This window comes from Variovorax sp. Soil_C_12, from assembly GCF_057657375.1.
This window is the reverse complement of record NZ_JBDGIO010000021.1, coordinates 21336-39305: the sequence shown is the minus strand read 5'-3', so window position 1 is coordinate 39305 and position 17970 is coordinate 21336. Positions and strand designations below refer to the sequence as shown.

The window sequence follows — 17970 nt, the reverse complement described above, 5'->3', positions numbered from 1 at the left end:
GCTTGAGCCCTGAACTTCTTCCGCTCCTGGCCGACCGCGATCCGGACGCGCCGCTCGCCTGGCGCGCCGGGGTGCCGGTGAGCGCGCGCGAGTTCCTGGCCGACGTGGCGCGCCTGGCGCCGCAGCTGCCGGATGGCGGCCCGGTGGTCAACCTCTGCTCCGACCGCTACGCCTTCACGCTCGGCCTGGCGGCGGCGCTGGTGCGCGGCCAGACCAGCCTGCTGCCGCCCGACGCGCGGCCCGACACCCTGGCGCGCCTGGTCGAACCGGGCTCCCGCACCTATGCGGTGCTGGACGACACCGGCATCGAGACGCCCGGCATGCCGCGCGTCCTGATCGAGCACCGGCTGCCTCCCGCCGGCGCTGCCCTGCAGGCCGTGCCTGCGATTGCCGGCAGCCTGCACGCGGTGAGCCTGCTGACCTCCGGCTCCACCGGCACTCCGCAGCCGCACGCCAAGTCCTGGAAGACGCTGGTGGGCGACGTGGCCGCCGCCGTGGGCCGCCTGTCCGAGCTGCTCGGGCGCCCCTCGCTGGCCGGCCTGACGCTGGTGGCGACGGTGCCGGTGCAGCACAGCTACGGCCTCGAATCCTCGGCACTGCTCGCGATGCTGGGCGGGGCTGCCTTCGACAGCGGAAGGCCCTTCTTCCCAGCCGACGTGGCCCAGGCGCTGGCCTCGGTGCCGCAGCCGCGCGCGCTGGTGACCACACCCTTCCACCTCAAGACGCTGCTGCTCTCGGGCATCGCGCTGCCGCGGGTGGACCTCATTCTCTCGGCCACCGCGCCGCTCTCGCCGCAGCTCGCCGCCCAGGCCGAGCAGGCCATGGGCGCCCAGATGATCGAGATCTACGGCAGCACCGAGTCGGGCCAGGTCGCCACCCGGCGCCCGACCCGCAGCGAGGTCTGGGAGACCTTTGGCGAGATCCGCGTGCATGCCGAGCACGACGCCGAGGGCGCCGAGCGCTTCGTCTTCGCGGGCGACTTCGTGCCCGAGCCGACGCCGATGGCCGATGTGCTGGAGCTGGTCGACGACCGGCGCTTCCGCCTGCTCGGGCGCGCCAACGACCTGATTCATGTGGCCGGCCGGCGCAGCTCGCTGGGCTACCTCAACCACCACCTCAACAGCATCCCCGGTGTGGAGGACGGCGCCTTCTGGCTGCCCGACGACGTGACCGATGGCGTGGTGCGCCCGGTCGCCTTCGTGGTGGCGCCCACGCTCGACGCCCACGCCATCATTTCCGCGCTGCGCGAGCGGCTCGAAGCGGTCTTCGTGCCGCGCCGCGTGGTGCACGTGAGCGCCTTCCCGCGCGAGGGCACCGGCAAGCTGACGGCGCGCGCCCTGCGCGAGTTCGCGCTGGCGCAGCTCGCGTCCGACGGCACCCCGGTGCAGCTCACGCACGAGGTGCCGGCGGACCATCCCGCCTTCGCGGGCCATTTCCCGGGCCAGCCGCTGCTTCCCGGCGCCTTGCTGCTGGCCGAGGTGCTGGAGGCCGCCCAGGGCGTGCCCGCGCTGGCCGCCCGACTGGGCCCGCGGCCCACGCTCGCGGCCGCCAAGTTCCTGGCGCCGGTGCGCCCGGGCAGCACGCTGCGCATCGATCTCAATCCCGAGAGCGGCGCCTCGCGCGGCCTGCGCTTCGAGGTGCGGGTGGCGGAGGTGGTCGCGGCCAGCGGCCGCTGGACGCCGGGCAGCGCACCATGAGCCTTGCGCAGCCCCCCGAGGCCGGCAACGCGAAATCGCGCCAGGCCGACTGGTCGCGCATGCCCGAGCGCAGCAACATGCTGGCGCTGCGCGTGATCTGCTGGATCGCGATCCGCTGCGGGCGCCCGCTGGCGCGGCTGGTGCTGCATCCGATCAGCCTGTACTTCCTGCTGTTCTCGCCCACGCCGCGCCGGCACATCAAGCGCTACCTGTTCCGCGCCATCGGCCCGCGCGCGGGCTGGGTCGACGGCTACCGGCTGCTGCATGCCTTTGCCTCCACGGTGCTCGACCGCATCTACTTCCTGCGCGGGCGCATGGACCTGTTCGACGTGCGCGTGCATGGCAACGTGCCGGTCGAGGCCGAGGTGACTGCGGGGCGGGGCGCATTCCTGCTCGGTGCGCACATCGGCAGCTTCGAGGCCATGGGCGCCTGCAAGCACCAGAGCGGCCGCCCGAAGGAGTTGCGGCTCGCGATGCTGATGTACCAGGACAACGCGCAGCAGATCACCGCAGTGCTCGAGGCCATCGCCAAGCCCGGCCTGCGGCCGCACATCATTGCGCTGGGCCGGCCGCATTCCATGCTGGATCTGCGCGACTGGCTGGACGGCGGCGGCCTCGCGGGCCTCTTGGCCGACCGCACGCTGCCGGGGCCTGAAGAAGCAGGCCAGCAGCGCGGCAACAGCATCAGGCTGCCCTTTCTCGGTCATCCGGCCGTCATCAACGACGGCCCGTTCCGGCTGGCCGCGCTGCTGCGCCGCAAGGTGTTCTTCATGGCCGGCCTCTATGTGGGGGGGGCGCGCTACGATGTCCATTTCGAGCCGCTGGCCGACTTCAGCGAACGCGTGTCCGACCCGGCCGAGCGCGAACGCCGCATCCGCGGCGCGCTCGAAAGCTATGTCGAGCGGCTCGAGGCCCTGTGCCGCGCCTACCCGTACAACTGGTTCAACTTCCATGACTTCTGGCTCGAAGATTCGGATTGAGCGCTGGTGCCGCTGGCTGGTGGCCGCGCTGGCTTTCACGGCATCCTCCGCCTGGGCCTTCGACCTGCCCGAGCTGATGGGGCTGCTCGCCCGCCAGAAGAACGGCGAGGCGCGCTTCACCGAGCAGCGCTTCGTGCGCGGCATCGAAGGCCCGCTGGACGCGAGCGGCACGCTGAGCTTCCAGGCGCCCGACCGGCTGACGCGGCGCACGCTCGCGCCGCGGCCCGAGACCATGACGGTCGACGGCAACACCCTGACCCTGTCGCGCGGCGGCCGCACCCGCACGCTGACGCTGGACAGCATGCCCGAGCTGCTGGGCATGGTCGAGGCCATGCGCAGCACCTTGAACGGCAACGCGCTGACCCTGCAGCGCTACTTCCGCAGCACGCTCACGGGCACGCCCGACAAGTGGACGCTGGACTTGGCGCCCATCGACGAGAAGCTCGCGGCGCAGGTGCGCTCGCTGCGGCTGACGGGCAAGGCGGGCGAAGTGCTCGGCATCGAGATGGAATTCATCGGCGGTGACCGTTCGGTCATGGTCATCACGCCGGTGCGCGCCGCATCGTGAGCCGGCCCGAGTCAGCAGCGTCCGGCCGGGGGCGCCACGCGCTGGCCATCGTCATCTGGCTGCTCGCGCTGGCCGCCGGCATCGCGCTCATCGCGCGCACGCATTTCAGCGCCGACCTCTCCGCCTTCTTGCCCGCGAGCCCGGACGAGCGGCAGCGCGTGCTGATCGAGCAGCTGCAAAGCGGCATCGCCTCGCGCACCCTCTTCATCGGCATCGAGGGCGGCAAGGATGCCGAGCAGCGCGCGGTGGTGTCGCGCGGCGTTGCGGCATCCATGCGCGAGAGCAAGCTCTTCGACCAGGTGCAGAACGGCGAGACCGGCGACTGGAAGGAGGCGGGCACCTGGCTTTTCGAGCATCGCTACCAGCTGGCGCCCGATGTCAGGCCGGAGCGCTTCACCGTCGCGGGCCTGCGCGACGCCCTCGTCGACACGCTCTCGCAACTGGGCACGCCGGCCGGCAACATCACCAAGCCGCTGTTGGAGCGCGATCCCACCGGCGAGACCCAGCGCATCGCCGAGGGCCTGATCCCCGCCAGCTCGCCGCGCAGCGAGCAGGGCGTGTGGGTCTCGCGCAGCGCGCCGCGGGCGCTGATCCTGGCCACCACCCATGCGGCTGGCAGCGACCTCGATGCGCAGGCGCGGGCGATCGCGCGCATCCACCAGGCCTTCGACGCCGCCACGCGCGAGATGAAGGGCGCGGGCCCGCGGCTGCAGCTGACCGGCGCGCCGGTGTTTTCGGTCGAGAGCCGCGATCGCATCAAGCACGAGGCCATCCAGCTCGCCACCGTCGGCGGCATCGTGATGGGCGCCTTGCTGCTGCTGGCCTTCGCCTCGCCGCGCGCGCTGGTGGTGGCGCTGCTGCCGGTCGCGACCGGCGTAGTCGGCGGCACCGCGGCCGTGAGCCTGGCGTTCGGCGAGGTGCATGGCCTCACGATGGGCTTCGGCAGCACGCTGATCGGCGAGACCGTGGACTACGCGATCTACTACCTGATCCAGGCGCGCGGCGCCGCCGTGCCGGGCACGGGCTGGATGCGCTGGCGCGAGATCCATTGGCCGACCGTGCGGCTGGGACTGCTGACCTCGGTCTGCGGCTTCGCGGCGCTGGTTTTCTCGGGCTTCCCGGGGCTGGCGCAGCTGGGCGTGTTCTCGCTGGCCGGGCTGATCGCCGCCGCGCTGGTCGCGCGCTTCGTGCTGCCGGTGCTGGCGCCCGACGGGGCGACCGGCATGGGCATGCGGCGGCAGATGGCGCACATCGCGGGCCTGGTCGTGCGGGCGCTGCCGCGGCTGCGCCTGGTCTTCGTCGGCCTCGGCATTGCCGCGCTGGCCCTGGTGCTCTGGCAGGGCGGCCATCTGTGGCGCGCCGACCTGAGCGCGATGAGCCCGGTGCCCAAGTCCGCACAGCAGCTCGACGAGGAACTGCGCGCCGACATCGGCGCCAGCGATGGCGGCACCCTGGTGGTGGTGCGCGGCGCCGACGAGCAGGCGGCCCTGCGCAATACCGAAGCCGCCGGGGCGAAGCTCGAGGCGCTGGTAGACCAGGGCGATCTCGCCGGCTTCGAGAGCGTGACCCGCGTGCTGCCCAGCGAGGCCGCGCAGGCGGCGCGCATCGCCAGCCTGCCCGATGCCGCGACCCTGAAGAACCGGCTGGCCGAGGCCACCCAGGGCCTGCCCTTGCCGGCCAGCCGGCTCGAACCCTTCCTGGCCGATGTGGAGACGGCGCGCGGCCAGGCCATGATCCGCCGCTCCGACCTGACCGGCGGGCCGCTGGGCGCGGTGGTCAGCGCGCTGATGTTCGAGCGCCCGGGCGGCGGCTGGTCGACGCTGATCGCGCTGCATCCCGGCGAGCGCTTCGACGCGAAGCGGCTCGAGGCCGCGCTCGCCGAGGTGCCCGAGGTGCAGGTGGTCAATGTGGGCGACGAGCTGCGCAGCCTCTACCGGCGCTACCTGCACGAGGCCTTCGTGCAGGTGATGCTGGGCGCGCTCGCCGTGGTCGTGCTGCTGGGCGCCTGGCTGCGCTCGGGGCGCCGCCTGCTGGCCGTCTGCGAGCCGCTCCTGGTGGCCGTGCTGCTCACGCTGGGCGGGCTCGCACTGCTGCAGGTGCCGCTGGGCATCCTGCACCTGGTGGGGCTGCTGCTGGTGGTGGCGGTGGGCTCCAACTACGCGCTCTTCTTCGACCAGCTGCGCGAGACCGGCCGTGCCGACGAGGACACGCTGGCCTCGCTGATGCTGGCCAACCTGACGACGGTGGTGTCCTTCACGCTGATCGCGATCTCCGACATCCCGGCGCTGTCGGCCATCGGCCGCGTGGTCGCGCCCGGTTCGCTGCTGGCGCTGCTGCTGTCGGCCGCCTTCGCGCGCGGGCCCGCACGCGCCTCCGCGCCGCGCGGCTGATGGGAGAATCGGCGCCGATGTCCCAAGCCCTTCCTGCCTCCGGATCGTGGCCCTGGCCGCCCGTCGTGCGCGCCAGCGTCGGCTGGCATCTGCTGGCGCTGGCGGCGGCGCTCTTCGTGCCGGGGGCGCTGCCCTGGGCCATCGGCGCGGTGGTGCTGAACCATGTGCTGATCACCGCCGCCGGGCTGACGCCGCGCAGCAGCCTGCTGGGGCCGAACATCACGCGGCTGCCGGCGGCTTCGGCGGCGCGCGGCGAGATCGCCATCACCATCGACGACGGGCCCGACCCCGAGGTCACGCCGCAGGTACTGGACCTGCTCGACGCCCATGGCCAGCGGGCCACCTTCTTCTGCATCGCCGAGCGCGTGCGCGAGCATCCGGCCTTGGCACGCGAGATCGTTGCGCGCGGCCACAGCATCCAGAACCACACGGCACGGCATCGCCACAACTTCTCCTTGCTCGGGCCGCGCGGCTTCCATGCCGAGATCGAGCGGGCGCAGCAGCTGCTGCACGAAGTGACGGGCCAGCGCCCCATCTGCTTTCGCGCGCCGGCCGGGCTGCGCAACCCTTTTCTCGCGCCGGTGCTGCATCGCCTGGGCCTGGTGCTGGTGAGCTGGACGCGCCGCGGCTTCGACACGCGCGAGCGCGATGCGGCCGTCGTGCTGGCGCGCCTCACCAAGGACCTGAAGGCCGGCGACATCCTGCTGCTGCACGATGGCCATGCTGCGCGCACGGCCGCAGGCCGGCCGGTGGTCCTCGAGGTCCTGCCGCCTTTGCTCGAACGCCTTCGCACCGACGGCCTGCACGCAGTCACGCTGCCGCAAGCCCTGACTACTCCTGCATGAACGACCGCCCCTCGACCGACGCCGCCTGGCGTCAATTGCACGAAGCCGCCACCCAGCCCTACAAGAAAGCCGGCAACTTCGCCTGGCATTTCGCGCGCGGCAAGCTGGGGCGCGACCCGGTGTTCCGCGGCCTGATCGAGCGCGGCCTGATCGGCGAGCGCCGCCGCCGCGTGGTGGACATCGGCTGCGGCCAGGGCCTGTTCGCCAGCCTGCTTGCGGCGATGGCCGGCATGCAGGCGCAGCCCGGGCGCTGGCCCGCTGCCTGGGCCGCCACGCCGGCCGCGGCCGAGTACACCGGCATCGAGCTGATGCCCAAGGATGTGGCGCGCGCCGAGGCCTCCATCGGCCATTTGAAGCCGGCGCCGCGCTTCGTCTGCGAGGACATGTGCAAGGCCGCGATGCCGGCCTGCGACCTGGTCGTGATCCTCGACGTGCTGCACTACGTGGACCATGCCGCGCAGGAGGGCGTGCTGCGCCGCGTGCATGGCGCGCTGCAGCCGGGCGGCCGGTTGCTGCTGCGCGTGGGCGACGCGGCCAGCCGGCGCGGCTTTGCGATCAGCCAGTGGGTGGACCGCACCGTCACGCGTATCCGCGGGCACCGCGTCTCGCCGACCTGGGGACGCACGCTGCCCGAATGGACCTCGCTGTTGCAGCGCCTGGGCTTCTCGGCTGTGCAGAGCATCCCGATGAGTGCGGGCACGCCCTTTGCCAACGTGCTGCTGGTGGCCGATCGCGGCAAGGAGTCTTCGTCGTCATGAGTGCAGCGCAACAGCTCGACCAGGCCGGCATCGCGCGACTGATTCCCCACAGCGGCAGCATGTGCCTGCTGGAGCGGCTGGAGTCCTGGGATGCGCACACCATCCATTGCACGACCGGCACGCACCGGCGCGCCGACAACCCGCTGCGCACGGCCGGCGGCCTGCTGTCCCCCAATGCGATCGAGTACGCGGCCCAGGCGATGGCCCTGCACGGCGGCCTGATCGCGCCGGCGGGCAGCGAGCCCTCGGCCGGCTTCCTGGCCAGTGCGCGCAATGTGCGCCTGGCCGTCCCGCGGCTCGATGAAATCGAGGGCGTGCTGCATGTGCATGCGCAGCGCGTCTCGGGCGATGTGAGCCAGATCCTCTACGAATTCGCGGTGAAGGACGAAGCAGGGCGCGCGCTGGCCGAAGGCCGCGCGGTGGTCGTGCTCAACACGCCGCTTGCCATGGAAGCCTGATCCTCATGAGCCTCAACGGAAAACGCGCATTGATCACCGGCGCCAGCGGCGCCCTCGGCGCGGCCATCGCGCAGCGCCTGGCGCGCGACGGCGCCACGGTGCTGCTGCACGCCAACTCCAGGCCGCAGGCCGTCGAAGACCTCGCCGCCGCCATCACGGCCGCCGGCGGCCAGGCCGAGTGCCATGTCTTCGACCTCGGCAGCGACGAGGCCTCGCGCGCCGCCTGCGAGCGCATGCTGGCGGGCGGGCCGGTGCAGATCCTCGTCAACAACGCCGGCGTGCATGACGACGCGGTGCTGCCCGGCATGCGCGCGGCGCAGTGGCACAAGGTGATCGACATCTCGCTCAACGGCTTCTTCCGCGTCACGCAGCCCTTGCTGCTGCCCATGCTGCGCACGCGCTGGGGGCGGATCATCAACATGTCTTCGGTGGCGTCCCTCACCGGCAACCGCGGCCAGGTCAACTACGCGGCGGCGAAGGGTGCGCTCAACAGCGCGACCAAGGCGCTGTCGCTCGAAGTCGCGGCACGCGGGGTGACGGTCAACGCGATCGCCCCGGGCATCATCGCCTCGCCCATGGCCGATGGCGCCTTCGACAAGGCGATGATCGACCAGCTGGTGCCGGTGAAGCGCGCCGGCAAGCCGGAGGAGGTGGCGGCGCTGGCGGGTTTCCTGGCGAGCGAAGAAGCGGCCTACATCACGGGGCAGATCATCTCGATCAACGGCGGGATGATCTAGCTCCCTCTCCCGCTTGCGGGAGAGGGCCGGGGTGAGGGTGTCAGCGCTGGAACGGCGGCGCCCGCCGCACCCGGCGCAGCAGCAGACTCGGCAAGCGCAGCACGAACTCGACCATCAGCCGTGTGTGCATCCACGTCAGCAAGGCGTTGTCGCGCAGGTAATTGAAGTGCGAGACCCCGCCTTCCTCGGCCGTGAGGTACTTGACCGGCGCATCGATGTTGACCGGCTTGACGCCGCGCCAGGCCAGGCGCACCACCGCCTCGGTGTCGAAGTCGAAGCGGCGCATCCAGGGCTGGCGCGACATGATCGCGATCAGCGCCGGCACCGGGTAGACGCGAAAGCCGTAGAGCGAGTCGCCGATGCCGGCGAACAGCGTCTCGAGCTGGGTCCAGCTGTTGGAGACCTTGCGGCCGCGCACCCGCAGCAGCGGCGCCGAGGCATCGAAAACAGGCCGCCCCAGCACCATGGTCTCGGGCCGGGCCTGCGAGGCCTGCATGAAGGCGGGGATCAGGTCGGCCGGATGCTGGCCGTCCGAATCCATGGTCAGCGCATGCGTGTAGCCGGCCTCCTGCGCCGCGCGCAGGCCGTGCAGCACGGCCGCGCCCTTGCCCTGGTTGTGCGGCAGCAGCCAGACGCGCAGGCCGGGATCGGCGGCGGCCATCTGCTGCAGCCGCTCGCCGGTGCCGTCGGTACTGCCGTCGACCACGACCCACACCGGATTCCATTGCGCGCGTGCCGCGCTGACGGTGGAGAACAGGCGCTCGCCCGTGTTGTAGCTGGGGATCAGGACAAGGTGGGTGCGCGAGACTGCTGGCATGCGGGCTGCGCGTCGGTGGCGCGCTGTTCCATGGGGTGTCGGAAATACTGTTCGATCTCGTGCAGCAGTGCGTTGCTGTCCGGCTGGGGCGCGAAGCGCCGGCCCAGGCGCAGCGTGAAGACGATGGGCAGCGGCGGCACCCGCCACAGCGGCCAGCCCTTGGCGAGGTAGGGCGAGTCGGTGTCGATGAACACGGTCTGGATCGGCGCCTGCGCCAGCTTGGCGATCAGCGTGACGCCCGGGCGGAAGGCGTTGAGCGGCGGCGTCACGGTGCGCGTGCCCTCGGGGAAGATCACCAACTGGCCGCCGGCCTTCAGGTCCTCGACCGCGAGCTTCACCATCGTGCGCGCCGAGTCGTTGCGGATGTAGCGCGCCATGCGCGCGCCCGCGCCGAGGAAGATGTTGCGCATCAGGTCGGCCTTCATGATGCAGGCGCTGCGCGGCAGGCGCGCCACCAGCAGCAGGGCGTCGAGCATGGTGGGGTGGTTGGCGACGAAGATCACGCCGCGCTCGTCGCGCAGCGCGTCGAGGCAGCTGGCATCGATGCGCATCATCCCCACGGCCGAGGCGGTGGCCCAGAAGGCGCGGTAGGCCAGCGCGATCACGCGGCGGCCCAGGGCGCGGCCGGTGCGCGCGGGCAGCACCGGGTAGAGCAGCATCGCGACCAGATTCCAGGCCAGCGAGATGCCGCCCAGCAGCGCCAGCAGGGCGTAGAGCAGCAGGGCGAGGGGGATGGAGACGATCCAGCGCAAGAGGCGCTTCATGGCGAGCCCGTAGCGTCAGGCGCCCAGCGAGCCGGCGGCGACGGCATGGGCTTCGATCTCCACCAGCAGGTCCTGGCGGCAGATGTCCGCCTCCAGGTAGACCGCGTGGCGCAGCATGTGGGAGTGGGCGCCGAGCCTCTGTTCGAGCACCTGGCGCACGATGGGCGTGTCGGCAACATGGCGCACGTAGACCACGGCATCGATCGAAGCCAGGCCGAAGCGTGCGGACGTGCGCTCGTTGGCCGCGGCGATCACGGCCTCGAGGTTGCGCAGCGTCTCCTCGGTCTGGGCCCGCACATCGCCCATATGCACCGTCTCGTGCCCGACGATGCTGGCCGTGCCCGAGATGAACAGCGCCACGTCGCCGCCGCCGATCTCGGCCAGCGCCGCGCGCGAGAAGGTGGGCGAGCGCGGCCCGTAGGCCGGCGGGTAGTGGTAGGCCGAGACCTGCCGCGGGTTCTCCACCGGCAGCGGCGCGACGCGCCCGGCCAGGAAGCGGATGCTCAGGGCGCCCCGGTGGATGCCCAGGGCGCAGGCGGCCGGCGCGCCTTCGAAGGCGGCCTGGCCGGCCTCGACGAAGGCCTGCTGGCGGCCCAGGTTGAACTGGCGGTAGCGCTCGAGGCCGCCGCCGTCGGCGTTGATGCGCGGCAGGTAGTTCCAGACGCGCAGCAGGTGGCCGCAGCCGGTCTGCGCGAGCGACTGGAAGAGGTCGCGGTAGGCGCGGTGGGCCGGCTCGGCGAGGTTGGCTCCTTCGCTCGTCTCGTCGAGGTCGATGGCGCCCAGCATCCAATGGCCGTCGCAGCGCCAGCGCACCACGCCGGTGGTGCCGGACTCGACGTGCTCGCTGGCGTGCCACACGTCGGCCATGGCGCCGGCCTCGGACAGCACGCGCGCGTTGACGGTGGGCATCCAGGACAGGTGCGCGGGGGTGCCGTAGCCCAGCGCGCCGAAAGGCGCTTGGCCCCCGGAGGACAGCGCCAGGCTTTGGGGCAGCGACAGTCGCTCGACGCGCAGGGGCGGGACCCCGTTGAAATCGCGCGCGCTCATAAGAAAACCTCCCCCAGGCTTGTCACTTCGTGTACTTCGCGCACCCCCTCCTGAAGGAGGGGGCGAGCGCCTTCGGGCGGCCGGGCGGCGCTCACCTGGCCTCGACGATGTTTTCGCCGGCGAGCGGCCCGAGGTCCCGGATGTTCCGGCGCCGCCGCTGCCAGGACTGCCAGGTACGCCGCGGATGGCCGGCCGACACCAGGTAGTACAGGGCCTTGAGCAGCCGCAGCGAGCGCCAGATCGGCGTCTTGCCGTAGATGTCGCCGGCCAGGAGCGAGAGCAGCGCTTCCTTCACGCGGAACGGGTTTTGGGGGTACATGAAGAATTCGCGGATGGTGGGATTGGTCACGCGGAAGATGAACCAGGAGAACTCGCGCGGGCCCCTGCGCATGTCGCGCTCGAAGCGCTGGCGCGCCGCGGCGGCAGCGGCCGGCCGGTCGAGCGCGGCGGCCACCACCTCGGCGCCTTCGAAGGCGCTGTACATGGCGAGGTAGACGCCCGAGGAGAACACCGGGTCGATGAAGGTGTAGGCATCGCCCAGCAACAGGTAGCGCTCGCCGCTGCAATGCGTGCTGGTGTACGAATAGTTGCCGGTGGCGTAGACCGCATCGTCCACCAGCGTGGCCTGCGACAGGCGCGCGGCCAGTTGCGGGCACAGCGCGATGGTGTCGGCAAAGAAATCCTTGAGTGGCTTGCTGCGCGACTTGAGGTAGTAGGGCCAGCAGACCGCGCCGATGCTGGTGGTGCCGTCGGCCAGCGGGATGTACCAGAACCAGCCGTGCGCGAACCAGAAGATGGTGATGTTGCCCTCGAGCTTGCCCGGCAGCCGATCGGCGTTGCGGAAATGGCCGAAGAGGGCCGAGCTGTTGTGCTTCGGGTTCTTCTTCTTGGCCTTGAGCTTGTTCGACAGGAAGGTGTCGCGGCCGGAGGCGTCGAGCACGAAGCGGGCGCGCCAGCTGCGCGCGGCGCCGTCGTCGAGGCGGGCGCTGACCGTGGCGCCCTCGGCGTCGAACTGGACATCGCGCACGCGGCAGCCTTCGATGGTCTGCGCGCCGCGGGCGCCGGCGTTGCGGAACAGGATCTCGTCCATCTCGGAGCGCCGGACCTGCCAGGCGTAGGGCATGGTCTTGTCCCAGGCGTCGGCGAACTCGACCATGGCGACGTGGTCGTGGTCGGGGGAGACGAATTCCACGCCGAACTTGGGCATGCCGATGCGCTCGATGTCCTCGCGCAGGCCCAGGCGGTCGAACAGCTGCACGTTGGCGGGCAGCAGCGACTCGCCGATGTGGAAGCGCGGATGGTGCTCCTTCTCGAGCAGCACCACCTTGCGACCCTGCTGTGCCAGCAGCGCCGCGGCGGTGGAGCCGGCCGGGCCGCCGCCGATCACGAGCACGTCGCAGTGCTCCGGTGCAGGCGCTGCGGCTTCGGCATTCGTTGTTGGAGGAATATTCATGCGCTGTGAGGGATGGAAACCGGAGATGCCCGAGCTGGCCTGGCGCATCAGCGGCGGATTATCCCAAAAAGGATCTGCGCTCCCGCTGTAGGACGCGGGGCCGTTGTACGCGCCGGACAGTAAACTCCCTACCTGCTTTGAAAACACGAGATAGCGAGAACGACTGCCATGGCCGGACACAGCAAATGGGCGAACATTCAGCACAGGAAGGGCCGGCAGGACGAGAAGCGCGGCAAGCTCTGGACCCGTGCCATACGTGAAATCATGGTCGCGGCCAAGGCCGGCGGCGGCGACCTGAGCGCCAACCCCCGGCTGCGGCTGGCGGTCGACAAGGCCAAGGCGGTCAACCTGCCGGCCGACACCATCAAGCGCAACATCGACAAGGCCACCGGCAACCTCGAAGGCGTCAGCTACGAGGAAATCCGCTACGAGGGCTACGGCATCGGCGGTGCCGCCATCATCGTCGACACCATGACCGACAACCGCGTGCGCACCGTGGCCGAGGTGCGCCACGCCTTCGGCAAGCACGGCGGCAACATGGGCACCGAAGGCTCGGTCGCCTTCCAGTTCAAGCATTGCGGGCAGCTCGTCTTCGCGCCCGGCACCAGCGAGGACAAGGTGATGGAGGTCGCGCTCGAGGCCGGCGCCGAAGACGTGGTCACCGACGAGGACGGCGCGATCGAAGTGCTCGCCGCGCCCGGCGACTTCGAGGCGGTGCGCGATGCGCTGCAAGCCGCCGGCCTCAAGCCCGAGGTGGCCGAGGTCACGATGCGGGCCGAGAACACCATCGAGCTGGCCGGCGAGGACGCCGCCAAGATGCAGAAGCTGCTCGATGCGCTCGAGGACCTCGACGACGTGCAGGATGTCTATCACAACGCCGCGCTCTCCGAATGAAGGCGCTCATGAAAGCCTGCGAATGAAGGTACTGGTGATCGGGGGAGGGGGCCGCGAGCACGCACTGGCGTGGCGCCTGGCCCAGGCCGCGCGCGTGAGCCGCGTCTACGTGGCGCCCGGCAACGGCGGCACGCGCGCGGATTCGCGCTACGAATGCATCGACATCGCCGAGCCCGCCGCGCTGCGGGCCTGGGCCCTGAAGGAAAAGATCGCGCTCACCGTGGTCGGCCCCGAGGCGCCGCTGGCGGCCGGCGTGGTGGACGAGTTCCGCGCGCACGGGCTGCGCATCTTCGGCCCGACCAAGGCTGCAGCGCAGCTGGAGAGCTCCAAGGCCTTCTCCAAGGCCTTCATGAAGCGCCACAACATCCCCACGGCCGAATACGAGGCCTTCACCCATCCCGGGGCAGCCCATGCCTACGTGGACGCCAAGGGCGTGCCTATCGTCATCAAGGCCGACGGTCTGGCGGCGGGCAAGGGCGTGGTGGTGGCGACGACGCTGCAGGAAGCGCACGAGGCCATCGACTTCATGCTGGTGGACAACAAGTTGGGCATCTCGCACAACGAGGGCGGTGCGCGCGTCGTGATCGAGGAGTTCCTGCAGGGCGAAGAAGCCAGCTTCATCGTGCTGTGCGACGGCGTGAACGTGACCGCACTTGCCACCAGCCAGGACCACAAGCGCCTGCAGGACGGCGACCAGGGCCCCAACACGGGCGGCATGGGCGCCTACTCGCCGGCACCGGTGGTCACGGCCGAGGTGCATGCGCGCGCCATGCGCGAAATCATCCTGCCCACCATCCGCGGCATGGAGAAGGACGGCATCCCCTACACCGGCTTCCTCTACGCCGGCCTGATGATCGACGCCGCCGGCCACCCCAAGACGCTGGAATTCAACTGCCGCATGGGCGACCCCGAGACCCAGCCGATCATGATGCGGCTCAAGTCCGACCTGTTCGAGGTGTTCTGGCACGCCACCGACGGCACGCTGGACCAGATCGAGCTCGACTGGGATCGCCGGGTCGCGCTCGGCGTGGTGATGGCAGCGCACGGCTACCCTTTGTCGCCTCGCAAGGGCGATGCCATCCACGGCATCTCGCCCGAGGCGCCCGATGCCGTCGTCTTCCACGCCGGCACCACGCTCGAGAGCGGCGAGCTCAAGACCAGCGGCGGGCGCGTGTTGTGCGTCACCGTGCTGGCCGACAGCGTCAAGCAGGCGCAGCAGCGCGCCTACGCGGTGGCGGCGCGCATCCATTTCGATGGGGCGCAGTATCGCAAGGACATCGGGTATCGCGCCGTCCAGGCGCGCACGCCCCACGGTTGATGCCCGACGATCCCCAAGCCGTCGGCGATTACCTGCGGGGCCTGCAGCAGCGCATCGTGGCCGCGGTCGAGGCGGCCGACGGCCAGGTCTGCGTGCGCGATGCTTGGCAAAAGGGGCCCGAGGAGCCCCTGCAGGGCAGCGGCCTGACCTGCATCCTGGAGGACGGCGCCCTGTTCGAGCGCGCGGGCTGCGGCTTCTCGCAGGTGCGCGGCCCGAAGCTGCCGCCCTCGGCCACCCAGCACCGGCCCGAGTTGGCCGGCGCGCCTTTCGAGGCGATGGGCGTCTCGCTGGTGTTCCATCCGCGCAACCCCTACGTGCCCACGGTACACACGAACGTGCGCATGCTGGCCGCGCTGCCGGCGCAGGGTGAGCCGGTCTGCTGGTTCGGCGGCGGCATGGACCTGACGCCGTACTACGGTTTCGAGGAGGACGCGGTGCATTTCCATCGCGCCTGCCGCGATGCGCTGGCGCCCTTCGGCGAGGACAAGTACCCGCGCTTCAAGACCTGGTGCGACGAGTATTTCTTCCTCAAGCACCGCAACGAGCAGCGCGGCGTCGGCGGCATCTTCTTCGACGACTTCGCGGAGCTGGGCTTCGAGCGCAGCTTCGCGATGCTGCGTTCGGTCGGCGACGCCTTCCTGCCGGCCTACCTGCCGATCGTCGAGCGCCGCCGCGCCATGCCTTGGGGCGAGCGCGAGCGCGCCTTCCAGCTCTACCGGCGCGGGCGCTACGTGGAGTTCAACCTGGTCTGGGACCGCGGCACGCATTTCGGGCTGCAGTCGGGCGGGCGCACCGAATCCATCCTGCTGTCGATGCCGCCGCAGGCCAGCTGGGCCTACCGCCGCGAGCCGGAGCCGGGCACGCCGGAAGCGGCGCTCTACAGCGATTTCATCGTGCGCCGCGAATGGCTGTGAACAGGCCTCGGATCGGGGTATTCGGCGGTGCCTTCGATCCGCCGCACAACGCGCATGTCGCCCTGGTGCAGGCCGCACTGGCGCAGCTGGGTCTGGCCGAGCTGCGCATCTTCCCGACCGGCGACGCCTGGCACAAGGAGCGCGCGCTGAGCGGGGGCGAGCATCGCCTCGCGATGGCGCAGCTGGCCTTCGAGGGCCTGCCGGGCGCCGTCGTCGACGCCCGGGAGCTGCGGCGCGCCGGACCCACCTACACTCTGGACACGCTGCGTGAGCTGCAACAGGAGCGGCCCGAGGCTGAACGGGTGCTGATCATGGGCGCCGACCAGGCCGCGTCGCTGCCCCGGTGGCACGGCTGGCGCGAGATCCTCGGCCTTGCCGTCGTCGCAGTCGCGCACCGTCCCGGTGCCACCGGCGCCGGGCCCTTCGATCCCCAGGCGCTGCCGGGCCTCCCGCCCGGCGCGCGCTTCGAGACGCTCGCGCTCGCGCCCATGGACACCAGTGCCACCGAGATCCGCAGGCGCGCCGCGCAGGCACAGGACCTCTTTGAACTGGTTCCGCCGGCGGTTGCACGCTATATTGACCAACACAACCTTTACCGTTCCACCTGATGAGTACTGAAGCCGCCGCCAAGAAAGACACCCAGAAACTCCAGAGAGCCATCATCGATGGCCTCGAGGACGTCAAGGCGCAGAACATCCAGGTCTTCGACACCGAGCACCTCTCGCCATTGTTCGAGCGCGTGATCGTCGCCTCGGGCACCTCCAACCGCCAGACCAAGGCGCTCGCCGCCAGCGTGCGCGACGCCGTGCGCGATGCCGGCTTCAACAAGCCGCGCGTGGAGGGCGAGGAGAACGGCGAGTGGATCATCGTCGACTGCGGCGCCGCGGTGGCGCACATCATGCAGCCGGCCATCCGCCAGTACTACCACCTGGAGGAGATCTGGGGCGACAAGCCGGTGCGCGCCAAGCTGGGCGCCCCCAAGCCGATTTCGGCCCGGTCGGCCGAGGAGAAAGCGCCGGCCGCGAAGAGCCCCAGCCCCTCGCTGAGGCGCTCCAGCGCCGCCAAGACCGCGCAGCGCGCGGCGGACGCCGCCGCCAAGCCGAAGCCGGCGGCCAGGAAGACGGCGGCCGGGAAGGCGCCGGCGAAGAAGACGCCGGTCAAGACCGTGGTCGTGAACAAGGCGCCTGCCAAGAAGGCGGCTGTCAAGAAGGCGGCTCCGGCGAAGAAGGCGCCGCGCAAGACCGCCACGGCGCGCGCATGAAGCTGCTGGTGGTCGCGGTCGGGCAGCGTATGCCCGACTGGGCACAGACCGCCTGGGACGACTACGCCAAGCGCTTCCCCCCCGAGCTCAAGCTCGAGTTGCGCGCCGTCAAGACCGAGCCGCGCGGCTCCAAGACCCTGGAAACGTTGTATGCCGCCGAGCGCGAGCGCATCGAGGCGGCCATCGCCAAGGGCATGCGCATCGTGGTGCTGGACGAGCGCGGGACGGCGCTCACCACGAAGGCGCTCGCAGCCCGGCTGCAGGCCTGGCAGGGCGAGGGCGACGACGTCGCCCTGGTGATCGGCGGCCCCGACGGGCTCGACCCCGCCTTCAAGGCCGCCGCGCACGAACGCATCCGGCTCTCGGACCTCACCTTGCCCCACGCGATGGCCCGCGTGCTGCTCGTCGAGCAGCTCTACCGCGCCTGGTCGGTCAACGCAGGCCACCCCTACCACCGCGAATGAAGGACCCGTTCATCTACCTCGCGTCGCAAAGCCCGCGCCGCGCGCAGCTGCTAGGCCTGCTCGGCGTTCGCCACGAGCTGCTGCTGGCCGGCCCCGAGGAGGACGCCGAGGCGCTGGAGCACGTGCAGCCGGGCGAATCGCCCACCGCCTACGTGCAGCGCGTCACCGCGCTCAAGCTGGAAGCGGCCGTGGCGCGCCATCGCCGCCTGGGCCTGCCGCCGGCGCCGGTGCTGTGCGCCGACACCACGGTCGCCTTCGGCCGCGCCATCCTGGGCAAGCCTGCGGATGCGCAGGACGCGCAGCGCATGCTGGCCATGCTCTCCGGCCGCACGCACCGGGTGCTGACGGCCGTGGCGCTGCAGCACGGCAGGCGCCGGCATGCGGCGCTCAGCGTGTCGCGCGTGCGCTTCGCCGCCGTCGAGAAGCGCCGCATCGCCGCCTACGTCGCCAGCGGCGAGCCCGAGGGCAAGGCGGGGGCCTATGCGATCCAGGGGCGGGCGGCGGCCTTCGTCGAGCACATCAGCGGCTCGCATTCGGGCATCATGGGGCTCCCGATGTTCGAGACTGCCCAGCTGCTGCGCCAGGCCGGCTTCGCGCTGTAGAAA

Annotated in this window: 19 protein-coding genes; 15 read left to right on the top strand and 4 right to left on the bottom strand. The window is 71.1% G+C overall.

Annotation, left to right across the window (positions count from 1 at the left end; translation table 11 throughout):
- Positions 1–2: 2 nt before the first annotated feature.
- The 8 genes from AC3A6X_RS33265 to fabG are packed head-to-tail and all read left to right on the top strand — an operon-like array spanning position 3 to position 8433.
- The gene (locus tag AC3A6X_RS33265; protein ID WP_487846183.1) at positions 3–1697 is read left to right on the top strand and encodes an ApeI family dehydratase; all 1695 of its coding nucleotides are present in this window, start codon (positions 3–5) and stop codon (positions 1695–1697) included.
- Positions 1694–2677, top strand: coding sequence for a lysophospholipid acyltransferase family protein (locus AC3A6X_RS33260; protein WP_487846182.1), 984 nt, complete (start codon positions 1694–1696; stop codon positions 2675–2677). Before AC3A6X_RS33265 ends, AC3A6X_RS33260 begins: the two co-directional genes overlap by 4 nt.
- Entirely contained in the window at positions 2649–3245 is a 597-nt protein-coding gene (locus AC3A6X_RS33255) for a LolA-related protein (protein ID WP_487846181.1), read from the top strand. The genes AC3A6X_RS33260 and AC3A6X_RS33255 overlap by 29 nt, the downstream gene beginning before the upstream one ends.
- Positions 3242–5635: an MMPL family transporter gene (locus tag AC3A6X_RS33250; protein WP_487846180.1), complete on the top strand. Its 2394-nt coding sequence runs from the start codon at positions 3242–3244 to the stop codon at positions 5633–5635. The genes AC3A6X_RS33255 and AC3A6X_RS33250 overlap by 4 nt, the downstream gene beginning before the upstream one ends.
- Positions 5635–6480, top strand: coding sequence for a polysaccharide deacetylase family protein (locus tag AC3A6X_RS33245; protein ID WP_487846179.1), 846 nt, complete (start codon positions 5635–5637; stop codon positions 6478–6480). Before AC3A6X_RS33250 ends, AC3A6X_RS33245 begins: the two co-directional genes overlap by 1 nt.
- Positions 6477–7238, top strand: coding sequence for a class I SAM-dependent methyltransferase (locus AC3A6X_RS33240; RefSeq protein ID WP_487846178.1), 762 nt, complete (start codon positions 6477–6479; stop codon positions 7236–7238). The genes AC3A6X_RS33245 and AC3A6X_RS33240 overlap by 4 nt, the downstream gene beginning before the upstream one ends.
- The gene (locus AC3A6X_RS33235; protein ID WP_487846177.1) at positions 7235–7696 is read left to right on the top strand and encodes a hotdog family protein; all 462 of its coding nucleotides are present in this window, start codon (positions 7235–7237) and stop codon (positions 7694–7696) included. Before AC3A6X_RS33240 ends, AC3A6X_RS33235 begins: the two co-directional genes overlap by 4 nt.
- 5 nt (positions 7697–7701) lie before the next feature.
- Complete coding sequence (gene fabG, locus AC3A6X_RS33230) at positions 7702–8433, top strand: 3-oxoacyl-ACP reductase FabG (RefSeq protein WP_487846176.1); 732 nt, start codon at positions 7702–7704, stop codon at positions 8431–8433.
- Between the two features lie 40 nt (positions 8434–8473).
- Here the strand turns inward: fabG and AC3A6X_RS33225 are convergent, their stop codons facing one another.
- The 4 genes from AC3A6X_RS33225 to AC3A6X_RS33210 all read right to left on the bottom strand — a co-directional run bounded on the left by AC3A6X_RS33225 (position 8474) and on the right by AC3A6X_RS33210 (position 12514).
- Positions 8474–9250 carry a glycosyltransferase family 2 protein gene (locus AC3A6X_RS33225; protein WP_487846175.1) on the bottom strand — a complete coding sequence of 259 codons (777 nt, stop codon included), beginning with the start codon at positions 9248–9250 and terminating at the stop codon, positions 8474–8476.
- Positions 9217–10014: a lysophospholipid acyltransferase family protein gene (locus tag AC3A6X_RS33220; RefSeq protein ID WP_487846174.1), complete on the bottom strand. Its 798-nt coding sequence runs from the start codon at positions 10012–10014 to the stop codon at positions 9217–9219. The genes AC3A6X_RS33225 and AC3A6X_RS33220 overlap by 34 nt, the downstream gene beginning before the upstream one ends.
- 15 nt (positions 10015–10029) lie before the next feature.
- Positions 10030–11061: a chorismate transformation FkbO/Hyg5 family protein gene (locus AC3A6X_RS33215; protein WP_487846173.1), complete on the bottom strand. Its 1032-nt coding sequence runs from the start codon at positions 11059–11061 to the stop codon at positions 10030–10032.
- Between the two features lie 91 nt (positions 11062–11152).
- Positions 11153–12514 carry an NAD(P)/FAD-dependent oxidoreductase gene (locus AC3A6X_RS33210; protein WP_487846172.1) on the bottom strand — a complete coding sequence of 454 codons (1362 nt, stop codon included), beginning with the start codon at positions 12512–12514 and terminating at the stop codon, positions 11153–11155.
- 168 nt (positions 12515–12682) lie between these two features.
- Here AC3A6X_RS33210 and AC3A6X_RS33205 point away from each other — a divergent pair, with 168 nt between their 5' ends.
- Genes AC3A6X_RS33205 through AC3A6X_RS33175 form a run of 7 tightly spaced genes read left to right on the top strand, consistent with a single transcriptional unit; the run spans position 12683 to position 17967 of the window.
- Complete coding sequence (locus AC3A6X_RS33205; protein WP_487846171.1) at positions 12683–13408, top strand: YebC/PmpR family DNA-binding transcriptional regulator; 726 nt, start codon at positions 12683–12685, stop codon at positions 13406–13408.
- 22 nt (positions 13409–13430) lie between these two features.
- Positions 13431–14726, top strand: coding sequence for a phosphoribosylamine--glycine ligase (gene purD / locus AC3A6X_RS33200; protein WP_487846170.1), 1296 nt, complete (start codon positions 13431–13433; stop codon positions 14724–14726).
- On the top strand, positions 14726–15640 hold the full coding sequence (hemF, locus tag AC3A6X_RS33195; RefSeq protein ID WP_487846169.1) for an oxygen-dependent coproporphyrinogen oxidase: 915 nt from the start codon (positions 14726–14728) through the stop codon (positions 15638–15640). The genes purD and hemF overlap by 1 nt, the downstream gene beginning before the upstream one ends.
- Entirely contained in the window at positions 15631–16248 is a 618-nt protein-coding gene (gene nadD, locus AC3A6X_RS33190; RefSeq protein ID WP_487846168.1) for a nicotinate (nicotinamide) nucleotide adenylyltransferase, read from the top strand. The genes hemF and nadD overlap by 10 nt, the downstream gene beginning before the upstream one ends.
- A complete protein-coding gene (gene rsfS, locus AC3A6X_RS33185) occupies positions 16248–16901 on the top strand; it encodes a ribosome silencing factor (RefSeq protein ID WP_309961812.1) in 654 nt (217 codons plus the stop codon). Before nadD ends, rsfS begins: the two co-directional genes overlap by 1 nt.
- Positions 16898–17365 (top strand): 23S rRNA (pseudouridine(1915)-N(3))-methyltransferase RlmH, encoded by a 468-nt coding sequence (rlmH, locus tag AC3A6X_RS33180; RefSeq protein ID WP_093107651.1) that lies wholly within the window; start codon positions 16898–16900, stop codon positions 17363–17365. The genes rsfS and rlmH overlap by 4 nt, the downstream gene beginning before the upstream one ends.
- Positions 17362–17967, top strand: a complete 606-nt coding sequence (locus AC3A6X_RS33175) for a Maf family protein (RefSeq protein WP_487846167.1) — start codon at positions 17362–17364, stop codon at positions 17965–17967. Before rlmH ends, AC3A6X_RS33175 begins: the two co-directional genes overlap by 4 nt.
- Positions 17968–17970 lie beyond the last annotated feature (3 nt).

What these genes read in the sequence shown, in the direction of transcription:
- AC3A6X_RS33260 (WP_487846182.1), top strand. Translation starts at nt 1,694, where the DNA reads ATGAGCCTTGCGCAGCCCCCCGAGGCCGGCAACGCGAAATCGCGCCAG.
- AC3A6X_RS33255 (WP_487846181.1), top strand. Translation starts at nt 2,649, where the DNA reads ATGACTTCTGGCTCGAAGATTCGGATTGAGCGCTGGTGCCGCTGGCTG.
- AC3A6X_RS33245 (WP_487846179.1), top strand. Translation starts at nt 5,635, where the DNA reads ATGGGAGAATCGGCGCCGATGTCCCAAGCCCTTCCTGCCTCCGGATCG.
- AC3A6X_RS33240 (WP_487846178.1), top strand. Translation starts at nt 6,477, where the DNA reads ATGAACGACCGCCCCTCGACCGACGCCGCCTGGCGTCAATTGCACGAA.
- AC3A6X_RS33235 (WP_487846177.1), top strand. Translation starts at nt 7,235, where the DNA reads ATGAGTGCAGCGCAACAGCTCGACCAGGCCGGCATCGCGCGACTGATT.
- fabG (WP_487846176.1), top strand. Translation starts at nt 7,702, where the DNA reads ATGAGCCTCAACGGAAAACGCGCATTGATCACCGGCGCCAGCGGCGCC.
- AC3A6X_RS33225 (WP_487846175.1), bottom strand. Translation starts at nt 9,250, where the DNA reads ATGCCAGCAGTCTCGCGCACCCACCTTGTCCTGATCCCCAGCTACAAC.
- AC3A6X_RS33220 (WP_487846174.1), bottom strand. Translation starts at nt 10,014, where the DNA reads ATGAAGCGCCTCTTGCGCTGGATCGTCTCCATCCCCCTCGCCCTGCTG.
- AC3A6X_RS33215 (WP_487846173.1), bottom strand. Translation starts at nt 11,061, where the DNA reads ATGAGCGCGCGCGATTTCAACGGGGTCCCGCCCCTGCGCGTCGAGCGA.
- AC3A6X_RS33210 (WP_487846172.1), bottom strand. Translation starts at nt 12,514, where the DNA reads ATGAATATTCCTCCAACAACGAATGCCGAAGCCGCAGCGCCTGCACCG.
- AC3A6X_RS33205 (WP_487846171.1), top strand. Translation starts at nt 12,683, where the DNA reads ATGGCCGGACACAGCAAATGGGCGAACATTCAGCACAGGAAGGGCCGG.
- purD (WP_487846170.1), top strand. Translation starts at nt 13,431, where the DNA reads ATGAAGGTACTGGTGATCGGGGGAGGGGGCCGCGAGCACGCACTGGCG.
- hemF (WP_487846169.1), top strand. Translation starts at nt 14,726, where the DNA reads ATGCCCGACGATCCCCAAGCCGTCGGCGATTACCTGCGGGGCCTGCAG.
- nadD (WP_487846168.1), top strand. Translation starts at nt 15,631, where the DNA reads ATGGCTGTGAACAGGCCTCGGATCGGGGTATTCGGCGGTGCCTTCGAT.
- rsfS (WP_309961812.1), top strand. Translation starts at nt 16,248, where the DNA reads ATGAGTACTGAAGCCGCCGCCAAGAAAGACACCCAGAAACTCCAGAGA.
- rlmH (WP_093107651.1), top strand. Translation starts at nt 16,898, where the DNA reads ATGAAGCTGCTGGTGGTCGCGGTCGGGCAGCGTATGCCCGACTGGGCA.
- AC3A6X_RS33175 (WP_487846167.1), top strand. Translation starts at nt 17,362, where the DNA reads ATGAAGGACCCGTTCATCTACCTCGCGTCGCAAAGCCCGCGCCGCGCG.